The organism is Vibrio satsumensis (assembly GCF_050337435.1).
GTDB classification, from domain to species: Bacteria; Pseudomonadota; Gammaproteobacteria; order Enterobacterales; family Vibrionaceae; genus Vibrio; species Vibrio satsumensis.
In genome coordinates this window covers 20,556-35,894 of sequence record NZ_JAKJSX010000015.1, presented here as the reverse complement: position 1 = coordinate 35,894, position 15,339 = coordinate 20,556, and the positions used below count along the sequence as shown (strand labels likewise).

General features: G+C 46.1%; 13 protein-coding genes. 11 read left to right on the top strand and 2 right to left on the bottom strand.

Annotated features, from left to right (window positions below; all coding sequences use genetic code 11):
* Positions 1-121 precede the first annotated feature (121 nt).
* On the bottom strand, positions 122-1,303 hold the full coding sequence (locus L4C44_RS18955) for a 3-phenylpropionate MFS transporter (RefSeq protein WP_428805571.1): 1,182 nt from the start codon (positions 1,301-1,303) through the stop codon (positions 122-124).
* A 232-nt stretch (positions 1,304-1,535) separates the two neighbouring features.
* Between L4C44_RS18955 and L4C44_RS18950 the strand changes: the two genes are divergently transcribed.
* From L4C44_RS18950 to fis, 9 genes are all read left to right on the top strand, one after another.
* The gene (locus L4C44_RS18950; RefSeq protein WP_428805595.1) at positions 1,536-3,368 is read left to right on the top strand and encodes a DUF294 nucleotidyltransferase-like domain-containing protein; all 1,833 of its coding nucleotides are present in this window, start codon (positions 1,536-1,538) and stop codon (positions 3,366-3,368) included.
* 11 nt (positions 3,369-3,379) lie between these two features.
* A complete protein-coding gene (locus tag L4C44_RS18945; protein ID WP_048663023.1) occupies positions 3,380-4,012 on the top strand; it encodes a 3'-5' exonuclease in 633 nt (210 codons plus the stop codon).
* Positions 4,013-4,230: 218 nt separating this feature from the next.
* Positions 4,231-6,180, top strand: coding sequence for an acetate--CoA ligase (gene acs / locus L4C44_RS18940; protein ID WP_428805570.1), 1,950 nt, complete (start codon positions 4,231-4,233; stop codon positions 6,178-6,180).
* A gap of 322 nt (positions 6,181-6,502) precedes the next feature.
* A complete protein-coding gene (gene aroQ, locus L4C44_RS18935) occupies positions 6,503-6,952 on the top strand; it encodes a type II 3-dehydroquinate dehydratase (RefSeq protein ID WP_010435475.1) in 450 nt (149 codons plus the stop codon).
* 74 nt (positions 6,953-7,026) lie between these two features.
* Positions 7,027-7,482, top strand: a complete 456-nt coding sequence (accB, locus tag L4C44_RS18930; protein WP_146492402.1) for an acetyl-CoA carboxylase biotin carboxyl carrier protein — start codon at positions 7,027-7,029, stop codon at positions 7,480-7,482.
* A gap of 15 nt (positions 7,483-7,497) precedes the next feature.
* The gene (accC, locus tag L4C44_RS18925; RefSeq protein WP_017062706.1) at positions 7,498-8,841 is read left to right on the top strand and encodes an acetyl-CoA carboxylase biotin carboxylase subunit; all 1,344 of its coding nucleotides are present in this window, start codon (positions 7,498-7,500) and stop codon (positions 8,839-8,841) included.
* Positions 8,842-9,011: 170 nt separating this feature from the next.
* Positions 9,012-9,899 (top strand): 50S ribosomal protein L11 methyltransferase, encoded by an 888-nt coding sequence (gene prmA / locus L4C44_RS18920; protein WP_146492401.1) that lies wholly within the window; start codon positions 9,012-9,014, stop codon positions 9,897-9,899.
* A gap of 140 nt (positions 9,900-10,039) precedes the next feature.
* Complete coding sequence (gene dusB / locus L4C44_RS18915) at positions 10,040-11,008, top strand: tRNA dihydrouridine synthase DusB (RefSeq protein ID WP_032546269.1); 969 nt, start codon at positions 10,040-10,042, stop codon at positions 11,006-11,008.
* Positions 11,009-11,031: 23 nt separating this feature from the next.
* Positions 11,032-11,328 carry a DNA-binding transcriptional regulator Fis gene (gene fis / locus L4C44_RS18910; RefSeq protein ID WP_004729744.1) on the top strand — a complete coding sequence of 99 codons (297 nt, stop codon included), beginning with the start codon at positions 11,032-11,034 and terminating at the stop codon, positions 11,326-11,328.
* A gap of 89 nt (positions 11,329-11,417) precedes the next feature.
* Here the strand turns inward: fis and zntR are convergent, their stop codons facing one another.
* Positions 11,418-11,858 carry a Zn(2+)-responsive transcriptional regulator gene (gene zntR, locus L4C44_RS18905; RefSeq protein WP_146492400.1) on the bottom strand — a complete coding sequence of 147 codons (441 nt, stop codon included), beginning with the start codon at positions 11,856-11,858 and terminating at the stop codon, positions 11,418-11,420.
* Positions 11,859-12,183: 325 nt separating this feature from the next.
* Between zntR and purH the strand changes: the two genes are divergently transcribed.
* Both purH and purD read left to right on the top strand, forming a co-directional pair.
* Positions 12,184-13,776: a bifunctional phosphoribosylaminoimidazolecarboxamide formyltransferase/IMP cyclohydrolase gene (purH, locus tag L4C44_RS18900; protein ID WP_076655838.1), complete on the top strand. Its 1,593-nt coding sequence runs from the start codon at positions 12,184-12,186 to the stop codon at positions 13,774-13,776.
* A gap of 120 nt (positions 13,777-13,896) precedes the next feature.
* Positions 13,897-15,186, top strand: coding sequence for a phosphoribosylamine--glycine ligase (gene purD / locus L4C44_RS18895; RefSeq protein ID WP_327785145.1), 1,290 nt, complete (start codon positions 13,897-13,899; stop codon positions 15,184-15,186).
* The last annotated feature ends 153 nt before the right edge of the window (positions 15,187-15,339 follow it).

Genomic DNA, 15,339 nt, shown 5'->3' with positions numbered 1-15,339 from the left:
TTCTTCATCCATAAAAAAACCTCTCCATAAGGGAGAGGTTTCATTTAACTAAGGATGAGTCATTAACTCAATCGCATCGCTTAAATTCTGTGCTTTAGACTCTAATAATCACGATTGATTATCAGCTATGAACTTCTGACTCAGGTTGATTAACTTCAACCACAGAGCTTCTTTCATCAAGCTTGATAAACAGAGCAATGGCACCCATCGCAGCCATTCCCCAGAAGATATTCGCGCCCCACAGTTCGTAACCCCAACCACTTAAGGTCGTCATTAACGCGATAAAGGCGCCAAGTGGTATCGCATTATACAGAGCCTGCAGTGCCACCATTTTGTTCGACTCTTGAGACTGAATGTATTGAATCGCAGCGATATGTGCCATGGCGAATGTCACCCCGTGCAGCAACTGAACCAATATCAATACTGGAATCGCAGTCGTTGATGCAGTGATCCCCCAACGAGCCATGACCCCAATGGCGGCAATCACAAACAGAGTACGCAACGCTAACCCAGCAAACAGTCGCTTGCTCAGAGCAAATACTGCCACCTCAGCAACCACAGCCAAGCTCCACAGATAACCGATGATCGCCTCAGAGTGCCCCGCCTCTTTCCAGTAGATAGCACTAAAGCTGTAATACGCAGCGTGGCTTCCTTGAAGCAGTGCCATCAATGCAAGAAACTTCACTACCGATGATTCACGTAATAGTTGACCAAGTTTAGGTCTTTCAGCCACTTGCTCTGATTCTGTCACCGGCATTACATTCGGGTTTCTCATCGCAAACAACAGAGAAACCAACACACCTGCTAGCGCAGTATACAAAATCATATCTGTGCCAAATTCAGCCACCAGATAACCAACTACGGTAGAGCCCGCAATAAATGCCACTGATCCCCACAAGCGTGTACGTCCGTAGTCGAGCATCTTGAGACGACTGTAATGGTTCGCCATTGCATCAGAAAGCGGAATAATCGGTCCATAGCAGAGGTTGAACATTACCGTTGCTAGCAGCATCAATAAAAAGCTACCACCAGTAAAGAAATGGAAACCAACGAATAATAGCGCTACAAAACTGAGGCAACGCAATGCTGGCATTAAATGCTCAACTTTATAGATACGTGGTGTTATTACAAAATTGGCAACACAACGCGTAGCCAAACCCACACCAATCAATACGCCAATGTCCCCTGCAGAAACGCCTTGGTCTTCAAACCACAGCGCCCAAAATGGCAGATAAACACCATAGGCAAAAAAGAAACCGAGAAAATACTGGGATATCCAGCCATAAGGGGAAGGATTAAACATAGGCGACCTATAAAAATGTGTGGAACAAGGAAGCGCCAATTATGCCTAGGTCACAAAAGATGAAAAAGGGAATTATTGCGGGGATAGCATTCCCATATTCAATAAATATCTCTGTCGTATTTAACTCAAAAATCCAACGTGCAAAAGTCGTAACTCTCTCATTTAGACTAAAGTCGTCTGGAGCTTCGCTGGTAATTTGTCACACTAAAAAGAGACTCTCACTCCCTTGCGATTGCTTATGCCTGACAAATTTAATATGCAGCACCCGCCCTTCGATAGCTTGTCTGAAGCGGAACAGTTAACGCTACGCTCAGCTTTAGATGTGGTTTACTACCGAGCACACGAAGTGATATTGGAGGCAGACCGCCCTAGTCGCCATCTGCATATTCTGATTAAAGGAGCCGTAGAGGAGCGCGCGAGCAGCGATGGAGAAATCTACGCACATTATGCCAATGACGATATCTTCGATGTACGCAGTCAGTTTGAGCCTCACACCAAACACCAATATATCGCGCTTGAAGATACCCTAAGTTATCTACTGCCAACCGATATCTTTCTCGAGCTTTACCACGCCAATGGCCAGTTTGCCGCTTACTTTGATAGCAACCTTTCGACACGAAAAGCGCTAATTGAAGCTGCCCAACAGCAACAAAACCTTGCCGAATTCATACTGACCAAAGTGGACGAATCGATCTATCACCCTCCACTGATACTGGAACCCGACCAATCTATCAACCAAGTCACTCAAACCCTTAAAGAACAAGGGTTGGACTCGGCCTTAGTTCATTTAGAACACTATGATCCAAAAGCTTTTGGATCATCATGTACCTTTCCGTATGGAATCGTCACAAGAACCAATTTATTGCATGCTGTGATGCTCGATAATTTTCCACTGGATGCGCCCGTCGGCGAGATCGCAACGTTTCCGGTAATGCACGTAAACCAAGGCGATTTCTTATTTAACGCCATGATTACCATGACCAGAAACCGGGTAAAAAGATTGATGGTTTGTGATGGTAAAAATGCGGTCGGCATGGTGGATATGACACAAATCCTCAGTGCATTCTCCACACATTCTCACGTTCTCACTTTGCGTATTGCTCGTGCCACCAGCGTTGAAGAATTGGCAATGGCTTCCAACAAACAGCGTCAATTGGTCGAAAGCCTACTCAGTAATGGCATTCGTACACGCTTTATCATGGAGCTAATTTCTGCGGTCAACGAACAGATCATTGAGAAGGCTTTTGAGTTGATTATCCCACCTGCACTGCACAATCATTGTTGCCTCATCGTGCTGGGTTCTGAAGGGCGCGGGGAGCAAATCCTCAAAACCGATCAAGACAACGCTCTGATTATTCAAGATGGTTTGGAATGGCACCAATGCCAAAGTGCCATGAACGACCTCACCCATACCCTTCAACAATTGGGTTACCCGTTATGCCCGGGCAACGTGATGGTCAACAACCCGAAATGGGTGCATTCAGAGCAAGAGTGGAAACAAACCCTCACCCGTTGGGTAAGAAAAGCCACGCCAGAGACAGTGATGGATATCGCCATCATGGCGGACGCACACGCTGTGGCGGGTAACAGGGAACTACTCAAACCGGTCAAGCAGCACTTGAGTGATTTGATGCTCGGACAAGAATTGATTCTGACCGAGTTCTGCCGCCCTGCTCTGAACTTCTCGGTTCCCCTGACCCTGTTTGGTAATGTGAAACAATCCAAGTCAGGACTCGACATCAAACAAGGCGGTATTTTCCCAATTGTTCACGGTGTGAGAGCGCTGAGCCTTGAACATGGTGTGACAGTCAATAACACCTTTGAACGCATTGAGCACCTCGTGAACAAAAAGGTACTAGAGCAAAGCACCGCGGATAACCTCAATGAAGCGCTCAAGCAGTTCTTTAAGTGGCGCTTATCACAGCGCCTATCGCAACAGCACAGCAGCAATAAAATCGACGTCAAACTGATGGAGCGAGCAGACAGAGATCTGCTTCGTCATAGCCTGCACGTGGTGAAGAAATTCAAGCAATGGCTCGGCTACCACTATCAGATACGGGATTAGGCAATTGAACGATGAATAGGTTGGTTCGCTATTACTGGCATCACAAGCTCAAAGGCTCTCTCTATCAGCCTCTGTTTACTGCGCCTATTGATCATGAATATGTATCACTCGATTGTGAAACCACCAGCCTAGACCCCAATCAGGCAGAATTAGTCACTATTGCCGCGACCAAGATCATCGGTAACCGAATCATTACCAGCCAACCTTTTGAAGTCCGATTGCGCGCCCCTCAATCGCTCGATTGCAATTCAATAAAAATCCACCGCATTCGTCATCAAGACCTAAAGCACGGTATCGAAGAAAAACAGGCTTTAGTTGAGCTACTGAACTTCATTGGAAATCGTCCTTTAGTCGGCTATCACATCCGTTATGATAAAAAAATTCTCGACCGCGCCTGTTTAAAACAGCTTGGATTTCCACTGCCTAACCGATTAGTCGAAGTGAGCCAACTCTATCAAGATAAGCTCGAAAGACAGCTGCCCAATGCCTATTTTGATCTCAGTATGGACGCCATTTGTCGCCAGCTCGATTTACCTATTCCGGTCAATAAACATGATGCATTACAAGACGCTATCTCCGCTGCGCTGATCTTTGTGCGCCTAAAACATGGTGACCTGCCCCGTTTCAACTCTTCTTATTCTTAATTCAACCACTGGCGCTTCACATAGAGAGCAACATCTCAAAAATGAACTTAACTCGCTATTTTGTAAGTGAAAAGCAGCGTCTCATCCTAAAGTCTAATTGTGGAAATCGCCGTCCTAGCCGAGAGTGATAACACAAAGACGGTTCTGTAATAGACCTAGAAACTGAACACAAAGGAAGTTGCCAGTTCATTAGGAATGTAGGCACAAGGAGAGATGCAATGAGTGAAGCCCACGTTTATCCGGTAAAAGAAAATATTAAATCAACCACACACGCGGATAATGACACTTACCTAGCCATGTACCAGCAATCTGTTTCTGACCCTGAAGGCTTTTGGGGTGAACACGGAAAAATCGTTGATTGGATTAAACCTTTCACACAGGTAAAAAATACTTCTTTCGACCCAGGCCACATTGATATTCGCTGGTTTGAAGATGGCACGCTTAACGTTTCGGCTAACTGTATCGACCGCCACCTTGCTGAGCGCGGTGATGAAGTCGCTATCATCTGGGAAGGCGATGACCCGGCTGATGATAAAACTCTAACTTTTAATGAACTACATAAAGAAGTGTGCCTGTTTTCAAACGCTCTGAAAGAGCAAGGCGTACGCAAAGGTGATGTGGTTTGTTTATACATGCCGATGGTGCCAGAAGCAGCAGTAGCAATGCTGGCATGTACCCGTATCGGTGCGGTGCACACGGTAGTATTTGGTGGTTTCTCACCAGAAGCACTGTCTGGTCGTATTATCGATTCAAATTCTAAAGTCGTTATCACTGCCGATGAAGGCGTGCGTGGCGGCCGTGCGGTTCCACTGAAGAAAAACGTCGATGAAGCTCTGACTAACCCTGAAGTTAAGAACATCGAGAAAGTTGTGGTATTCAAACGTACTGGTGGCGATGTTGCTTGGCATGAACACCGTGATGTGTGGTGGCACGATGCTATTGCTAATGTATCTGCAGCTTGCCCACCAGAAGAGATGAATGCAGAAGATCCACTATTCATCCTTTATACGTCAGGCTCAACAGGTAAACCTAAAGGGGTTATGCACACCACTGGTGGCTACCTTGTTTATGCAGCAATGACATTCAAATACGTATTCGACTATCAAGAAGGCGAGACTTTCTGGTGTACAGCGGATGTGGGTTGGATTACGGGTCACACATACCTTGTATACGGGCCGCTAGCTAATGGTGCAAAAACCATTCTGTTTGAAGGCGTGCCGAACTACCCGAACACCAGCCGCATGAGTGAAGTGGTCGATAAGCACCAAGTGAATATTCTTTATACTGCGCCAACGGCTATTCGTGCACTAATGGCGAAAGGCAACGAAGCCGTTGAAGGTACTTCTCGTGACAGCCTAAGAATCATGGGCTCAGTGGGTGAACCTATTAACCCAGAAGCGTGGGAATGGTACTACAAAACAATTGGTAATGAGCAATCTCCAATTGTCGATACGTGGTGGCAAACTGAAACGGGCGGCATCTTAATCGCACCGCTACCGGGCGCAACCGATCTAAAACCAGGTTCAGCGACGCGTCCATTCTTCGGTGTGCAACCGGCGTTAGTTGATAACATGGGTAATATCATTGAGGGTGCAACAGACGGCAACCTAGTGATTCTAGATTCTTGGCCGGGCCAAATGCGTACCGTTCATGGCGATCATGACCGCTTTGAACAGACTTACTTCTCTACATTTAAAGGCATGTACTTCACCAGTGATGGCGCTCGTCGTGATGAAGACGGCTACTACTGGATTACTGGCCGTGTTGATGACGTACTTAACGTCTCTGGTCACCGTATGGGTACTGCAGAAATTGAATCGGCTCTAGTCGCGTTTGATAAGATCGCAGAGGCCGCGATTGTGGGTATCCCTCATGATATTAAAGGCCAAGCGATTTACGCTTACATCACGCTGAATGATGGCGAGTTCCCAACTGCTGAACTTCATAAAGAAGTGAAAGACTGGGTACGTAAAGAGATTGGCCCAATCGCAACGCCAGATGTGCTGCACTGGACCGACTCATTACCGAAAACTCGTTCAGGTAAAATCATGCGTCGTATCCTGCGTAAGATTGCTACCGGTGATACAGGTAACCTAGGTGATACCTCTACTTTGGCAGACCCAAGTGTGGTTGATAAGCTGATTGCCGAGAAAGCAGAACTGGCATAAGCAACCGGTCACACCCTGAATTACTGTTTAAAACAGACCTTACCTAAACCGTCACCTATGTGGCGGTTTTTTTATGGCTGATCTTGATCTCAAATATCCAGCCCCAAATTAAGGCTAAGGCGCTTTTTTGTTAAGTTGGTAACAATTCCACGCTGTATCAATAGGAGATTAGACCAGTAAATTGCTGCGATTTGCGCTGAATTAGCTATAATCTGGTTCTAATTTTTAAATTTGGGTTTTTCTCACTAGAAATTAACCGCAAATTTTCAATAAAATGGCAACATTCACGTTCGTAAACACGATAAAGGAAGATAGCCCCACGATGTCTACAAAGTTTCGCATTCTAGTTTTAAATGGCCCAAACCTTAACCTGTTAGGCCTAAGAGAGCCGGCACACTACGGTTCTCAAACACTTGACCAGATTATTAGCTCATTGACCGAGCAAGCGAAAGCACACGATGTTGAGCTATCTCATTTACAGTCAAATCGTGAGTATGAACTGATTGAAGCGATCCATAGTGCATACCAAAATGTTGATTTTATTATTATCAATCCAGCAGCCTTTACACATACCAGTGTGGCACTGCGTGATGCACTACTTGGCGTTGCAATCCCCTTTATTGAGGTTCACCTATCGAATGTTCACGCACGTGAACCATTCCGTCACCACTCTTACCTATCTGATAAAGCAGAAGGTGTGATTTGTGGCTTAGGTGCCCAAGGTTATCAATTTGCTTTGACCGCTGCGCTCAGCAAGCTCAACTCAAAGTAAACATAAACAACGAACTATTACTAACCTACTCAGTCAAAGAGTAAGTTCAATTAACAGATAAAGAGAAAGAAACAATGGATATTCGCAAAATCAAAAAGCTAATCGAATTGGTTGAAGAGTCTGGTATTTCTGAGCTAGAAATCTCTGAAGGTGAAGAGTCAGTACGAATCAGTCGTAACAGCACTGCACCTGTAGCACCTGTTCAATATGCAGCAGCTCCAGCACCTGTAGCAGCGGCAGCAGCTCCTGCGGCGGCACCTGTAGCAGCAGAAGCAACGGCTCCTGCAGTTCCAGCTGGTCACCAAGTTCTTTCTCCAATGGTTGGTACTTTCTACGGCGCTCCAAGCCCAGACGCAAAACCATTCGTTAAAGTTGGTCAATCTGTAACTGCTGGCGAAACTCTATGTATCGTTGAAGCAATGAAAATGATGAACCAAATCGAAGCTGATAAATCTGGTGTTGTAACAGCTATCCTAGTTGAAGACGGTCAACCAGTAGAATTCGACCAAGCTCTAGTAATTATCGAATAATAGAGAGCACTCATTATGTTAGATAAATTAGTAATCGCGAACCGTGGTGAAATTGCACTACGTATTCTGCGTGCATGTAAAGAGCTTGGCATTAAAACGGTAGCGGTTCACTCAACTGCTGACCGTGATCTTAAGCACGTACTGCTTGCAGACGAAACCATTTGTATCGGTCCAGCTCGTGGTATCGATAGCTACCTAAACATCCCTCGTATCATCAGCGCAGCTGAAGTGACAGGTGCAGTAGCTGTCCACCCTGGCTATGGCTTCCTATCTGAAAATGCAGACTTTGCAGAACAGGTAGAGCGCAGTGGCTTTATCTTTGTTGGCCCTAAAGCTGAAACCATTCGTATGATGGGTGACAAAGTGTCAGCTATCACGTCAATGAAGAAAGCTGGCGTACCTTGTGTACCAGGTTCTGACGGTCCTCTTGACGATGACGAAGCGAAAAACAAAGCACACGCTAAGCGCATTGGCTTCCCAGTTATCATCAAGGCATCTGGCGGCGGCGGCGGTCGTGGTATGCGTGTTGTTCGTTCTGAAGCAGAACTAACAGAAGCTATCGCGATGACTCGCGCTGAAGCAAAAGCATGTTTCAACAACGACATGGTTTACATGGAGAAATTCCTAGAAAACCCACGTCACATTGAAGTACAAGTGCTTGCAGATGGTCAAGGCAATGCTATCCACCTAGGTGAGCGTGACTGTTCAATGCAGCGTCGTCACCAGAAAGTTGTGGAAGAAGCACCAGCTCCAGGTATCACTGAAGAGATGCGTAAGTACATCGGTGAACGCTGTACTCGTGCATGTATTGAGATCGGTTACCGCGGCGCAGGTACATTTGAATTCCTATACGAAAACGGTGAGTTCTACTTCATCGAAATGAACACTCGTATCCAGGTTGAACACACGATTACTGAAATGGTAACGGGTATCGACCTAGTGAAAGAACAGCTACGTATTGCAGCTGGTCAGCCTCTATCATTCACTCAGGATGATATTAAGCTGCGCGGCCACTCAATCGAATGTCGTATCAATGCTGAAGATCCAGTTCGCTTCCTACCTTCACCAGGTAAGATTGAACGTTTCCACGCACCGGGCGGCATGGGCGTACGTTGGGAATCTCACATCTACACGGGTTACACAGTGCCACCACACTACGATTCAATGATTGGTAAGCTGATCACTTACGGTGAGAACCGTGATGTTGCTATCGCTCGTATGAAGAACGCATTGGGTGAAATGATTGTTGAAGGTATTAACGTTAATACCGAGCTTCAATTGTCTATTATGAACGACGAAAACTTCCAACACGGTGGTGCAAACATCCACTACCTTGAGAAGAAACTTGGTTTGTCATAACCCGTTCGTTTAAGAACAGTCAAAATGCTCACTTCGGTGAGCATTTTTGTTTTTGAGCCGCCGAAAAAATCAATCTTTAATCCCCATTATATTCCGTGGGGTTTTGGTGAATTTGCTCATATTTTCTGCTAGACTCGCCATCCAATTTTTCTCATATAGAAGATGCAGCCATGCCTTGGATTCAAATCAAGCTTAATGCTACCAATGAAAATGCCGAACAAATCGGCGACATGTTAATGGAAGAGACTGGTGCTCTTTCTGTAACTTTCCTGGATGCACAAGATACCCCTGTATTTGAGCCTCTGCCGGGCGAAACTCGCCTTTGGGGTGATACTGACATTCTTGCGCTTTACGACGCTGAGACTGATACTAGTGTCGTTCTAGCGCAGATTAAAGCAAGCAACATGTTCCCTGCAGACTTTGCTCATAAAGTAGAGCAAATTGAAGACAAGGATTGGGAACGTGAATGGATGGACAACTTCCACCCCATGAAGTTTGGTGAGCGTTTATGGATCTGCCCTAGCTGGCGCGATATCCCTGAACCTGACGCTGTCAACGTAATGCTAGACCCAGGTCTTGCATTTGGTACAGGTACCCACCCGACAACGGCATTGTGTCTTGAGTGGCTTGAAGGCTTAGACCTAACCGGCAAAACCGTGATCGACTTCGGTTGTGGCTCAGGCATCCTAGCGATCGCTGCGATCAAACTAGGCGCGGCAAAAGTTATCGGGATCGATATTGATCCTCAAGCTCTGCTTGCATCAAAAGACAACGCACAACGCAATGGCGTTGCTGAGCAACTAGAGGTGTTCTTGCCACAAGATCAACCGGAAGGTTTGCTAGCTGACGTGGTTGTTGCCAACATTCTTGCCGGTCCATTACGCGACCTTTCTGGCATCATCAAAGGCCTAGTTAAGCCAAATGGTGTGCTTGCGATGTCGGGTGTTTTAGATACACAAGCAGAAGATGTTGCGACTTATTATCGTGATGAGCTTCACATTGATCCGATCATTGAGCAACAAGAATGGTGTCGAATCTCAGGTCGCAAGCAAGGCTAGACAAGACTTTGGGCGCTAATTGGCTGAAATTTAAACAAATTACAAAAACAATTTGTAAATGCTCAAATATTAGTCTTTTCACGCAGCGAAAAAATGCGTAAAATGCGCGCCCTTGCTGGTGCAGAACTGTGATGACATTTTTGAAAATCGGAAATTATCAACTTAAGAACAATCTAATCGTCGCTCCTATGGCTGGCGTAACGGATAGACCATTCCGTGAGTTGTGTCTTCGCTACGGTGCGGGGATGGCAGTCAGTGAAATGATGTCCTCCAATCCGAAGGTTTGGAAAACGTCAAAGTCTCAGCAGCGTATGGTACATGAAGGCGAATCGGGCATTCGTTCAGTACAAATCGCTGGTGCAGATCCACAGCTTATGGCCGAGGCTGCTCAATTTAATGTCGATAACGGTGCGCAAATCATCGATATCAACATGGGTTGTCCAGCCAAAAAAGTGAATAAGAAGCTTGCGGGCTCAGCCCTACTGCAGCATCCAGAACTCATTGAAGACATTCTGAAAGCGGTGGTAAATGCTGTCGACGTTCCAGTAACGTTGAAAACGCGCACAGGCTGGGATACAGACAATAGAAACTGTGTCCAAATCGCGAAAATAGCCGAAGACTGCGGCATACAGGCACTTGCCCTTCACGGGAGAACTCGCGCTTGTATGTACAAAGGTGAGGCAGAATACAAACACATTAAAGCAGCGAAACAAGCAGTATCTATTCCGGTTATCGCTAACGGTGATATCGATAGTCCGGAAAAAGCGAAGTTTGTGCTGGAGTACACCGGTGCTGATGCTTTAATGATAGGTCGACCTGCCCAAGGACGTCCTTGGATTTTTAACGAAATCCTACACTATTTGGAAAACGGCACCACGATGGACCCACTCCCGATTTCGGAAGTGAAAGACATCATGCTTGGTCATGTGCACGCTCTACATGAATTTTATGGAGAGTTTTTAGGCCCTCGCATCGCTCGTAAGCATGTGGGTTGGTATCTAAAAGAGCATGAACAAGCGAGTGAGTTTCGCCGTACCTTCAACGCATTCGAAGCAGGTGATCTGCAGCTTGAAGCGCTAGAAGGTTTTTTTGATAACGTTGCACCATAATTACGAGAAGAGCTAGACCGAATATGTTCGAACAAAATCTGACTTCAGAAGCATTGACAGTAACTACAGTTACATCACAAGACCAAATCACGCAGAAGCCACTACGTGACTCAGTTAAAGCATCATTGAAAAATTACCTTGCTCAATTAAACGGTCAAGAAGTCAGCGAGTTATACGAATTAGTATTAGCTGAAGTTGAACAGCCACTACTAGACACTATCATGCAGTACACTCGCGGTAACCAAACTCGCGCAGCAACCATGATGGGTATTAACCGCGGTACTCTTCGCAAGAAACTAAAAAAATACGGCATGAACTAATCATTCTTTCGTAATTTATTGAATTGAAAGCCAAACTCATTTTTGAGTTTGGCTTTTTTTTGGCTTGTATAGCCCTGCTCGGTGGCTGACTACTCCCCAGTGCGACAGCAGCGCCTTTTGTCGACGTTTGCGGAATCCAAGGCTGCTAGAATCGAACAATGGCTTGCATCGTCGTCTACATGGCCACAACACGCATCATTAATCTTTTTAAGTGCGGTGCGAATCTTAGTTAATTCGGTAATCTTCTCATCAATCATCTCTAGCTTTGCTGAGGTAATCGACTTCACTTCAGCGCAACTGTGCTGTGTGGCCTCGAGGCGAATCTCAAGCAATTCTTTAATCTCGTCCAAACTCAGCCCCAACGCTTTAGATTTGAGAATAAATGTCACCTGTTTCTGGTTATTTTCATCATATAGGCGATAACCCGACTCACTGCGACTGGCTGGCGCGATCAGGTTATTCTTCTCATAAAATCGCAAGGTATCGGCTGTCACACCGCATCGTTTCGCTAATTCACCGATCTGAAACATGTTTTTTCCTACTGTTTCGTCCATTCCACAATTAACCTTATCGTTACTTTTCAGGCTGAAATGGCACTTTTCATAATTAATTTTGAGATGCCAAACGATTGCGCGAGCTTTTTTGTAATAAATTAGTTAGAATCTGCGCCATCAAATTTGGAGTTGGTTATCTTATAGCTTAATCATAAGACTAACCCAAAAGGTCTTTACCAAAACTGGCCAATATTTTATCTCTTACTGGTATCTAAGATAATCCACGCTAAGAAGATAGAAACAAGTTCTTTTTTGGCAAATATCTTTATTTTAACCCCATGAATTTGAGGAAGATGGAAGCATGAATAACGCTCGTCCAATTCGCCGCGCTCTAATCAGCGTATCAGACAAAACTGGTATCGTTGAATTTGCACAAGCTCTTGCTAACCGTGGTGTAGATATCCTATCTACCGGTGGCACTGCTCGCCTGCTTGCTGAAAAAGGCATCTCTGTTACAGAAGTATCTGACTACACTGGTTTCCCAGAAATGATGGATGGCCGTGTTAAGACTCTGCACCCAAAAGTTCATGGTGGTGTTCTAGGCCGTCGTGGTCAAGATGATGACGTGATGGAAACTCACGGTATCAACCCTATCGATATGGTTGTTGTAAACCTATACCCATTCGCAGAAACCGTTGCTAAAGAAGGTTGTACTCTTGCTGACGCTGTTGAGAACATCGACATCGGCGGTCCAACAATGGTTCGCTCTGCAGCGAAAAACCACAAAGACGTCACTATTGTTGTTAACGCACACGACTACGAGCGCGTTGTCGCTGAAATGGACGCGAACGAGAAATCTCTAACACTAGAGACTCGCTTCGACCTCGCTATCGCAGCATTCGAGCACACCGCTTCTTACGACGGCATGATCGCAAACTACTTCGGCACTATGGTTCCATCTTACGGTGAGAACAAGGAAGGTGACGAAGAAAGCAAATTCCCTCGCACGTTCAACCAACAGTTCGAGAAGAAACAAGACATGCGCTACGGTGAAAACAGCCACCAAGCAGCAGCATTCTATGTTGAAGCAAACCCTGAAGAAGCATCAGTTTCTACTGCTCGCCAAATTCAAGGTAAAGCGCTTTCTTACAACAACATCGCGGACACTGACGCAGCACTTGAGTGTGTGAAAGAGTTCGACCAGCCAGCATGTGTGATTGTTAAGCACGCCAACCCATGTGGTGTAGCACTAGGTGAAGACATCCTAGAAGCTTACGACCGTGCATTCAAAACAGACCCAACGTCTGCATTTGGCGGCATCATCGCTTTCAACCGTGAACTAGACGCAGCAACAGCAACGGCTATTACTGAACGTCAATTCGTTGAAGTAATTATTGCACCTTCTGTTTCTGCTGAAGCAGTAGAAATCGTAGCGGCTAAGAAAAACCTTCGCCTACTTGAGTGTGGCGAATGGACAACTAAGACAACTGGCTTTGACGTGAAACGCGTTAACGGTGGTTTGCTAGTTCAAGACCGCGACCAAGGCATGGTATCTGAAGACGACCTTAAAGTGGTTTCTAAGCGCCAACCTACAGCTGAAGAGCTAAAAGACGCGCTATTCTGCTGGAAAGTAGCGAAGTACGTGAAATCTAACGCTATCGTTTACTCGAAAGGCGATATGACGATTGGTGTAGGCGCAGGCCAAATGAGCCGCGTTTACTCTGCGAAAATCGCAGGCATCAAAGCGGCAGACGAAGGTCTACAGGTTGAAGGTTGTGTGATGGCATCAGATGCATTCTTCCCATTCCGTGACGGTATCGACGCGGCAGCAGAAGCTGGCATCAAGTGTGTTATCCAACCGGGCGGCTCTATGCGTGATGACGAAGTCATCGCAGCAGCAGACGAACACGGCATGGCGATGATCTTTACAGGCATGCGTCACTTTAATCATTAAAAATCACTTGGTTTCTAGTTCTAAGTTCTAAGTTCTAAGTTCTAAGTTCTAAGTTCTAGAAACAGTTCAAAGCCTCGAATGACCTTCGAGGCTTAAGCAATTTAAGTTAAGGATTTTACAATGCGAGTTCTTATTATTGGTGCTGGCGGTCGTGAGCACGCACTTGGTTGGAAAGCGGCACAAAACCCAAATGTTGAAACGGTATTCATCGCTCCAGGTAACGCTGGTACTGCACTTGAGCCGAAACTTGAGAACGTAAACATCGGCGTTGAAGACATCGCTGGTTTAGTCGCGTTTGCTCAAGAGAAAAAAATCGAACTGACCATCGTTGGCCCGGAAGCACCATTAGTAATTGGCGTGGTTGATGCATTCCGCGAAGTGGGTCTGCCAATCTTTGGTCCAACTCAAGCAGCAGCACAGCTTGAAGGTTCGAAAGCATTCACTAAAGACTTCCTAGCTCGTCATGACATCCCAACGGGTTACTACGCAAACTTCACTGAGATTGAGCCAGCTATCGCTTACGTCCGTGAGCAAGGCGCTCCAATCGTAGTAAAAGCAGACGGTCTTGCGGCAGGTAAAGGCGTTATCGTTGCGATGACGCTTGAAGAGGCTGAAGACGCAATCAAAGACATGCTAGCAGGCAACGTATTTGGCGAAGCTGGCAGCCGCGTGGTTATCGAAGAGTTCCTTGAAGGCGAAGAAGCAAGTTTCATCGTAATGGTTGACGGTTCTAGCGTGCTTCCTATGGCCACCAGCCAAGATCACAAACGTGTTGGCGACGAAGACACTGGTCCTAATACTGGCGGCATGGGTGCTTACTCTCCTGCTCCAGTTGTGACGCCTGAAATCCACAACCGTATCCTTGAGGAAGTTATCTACCCAACGGTACGTGGTATGGATGCAGAAGGCGCACCTTACACGGGTTTCCTTTACGCTGGCCTAATGATCGATGCTGACGGCACACCTAAAGTTATCGAATACAACTGCCGCTTCGGCGATCCAGAAACGCAACCTATCATGATGCGTATGGAGTCAGACCTTGTTGAGCTTTGCCTAATGGCGATCGACGAGAAACTAGACGAAGCAGAGTCAAAGTGGGATCCACGCGCTTCTATCGGTGTTGTTCTTGCGGCTGGCGGTTACCCTGCTGACTACGCAAAAGGTGACGTTATTTCACTACCAACAAGTGAAGTTGAAGGCCAAAAAGTTTTCCACGCGGGTACGACAAATAACGAAGCTGGCGATGTGGTGACAAACGGTGGTCGTGTACTTTGTGCAACGGCACTGGGTAACACGGTTTCTGAAGCTCAAGAGCGCGCTTACGCGTTGACTAAGCAAGTTAGCTGGAATGGTATGTTCCACCGCAATGACATTGGTTACCGTGCGATTGCGCGCGAGCAAGAGCAGTAATCAATCTTGTTACTCGCTTACTTTCCAATAACAGTAAGCGAATAACAGCAAAAGGCACCTCAATAGGCGCCTTTTTTATTACTCAATCTTTACTAAGAATCTGTACCTGTACAGACAAATCAGCATTTGGCCTACAGTAGGCTAAACACTCTC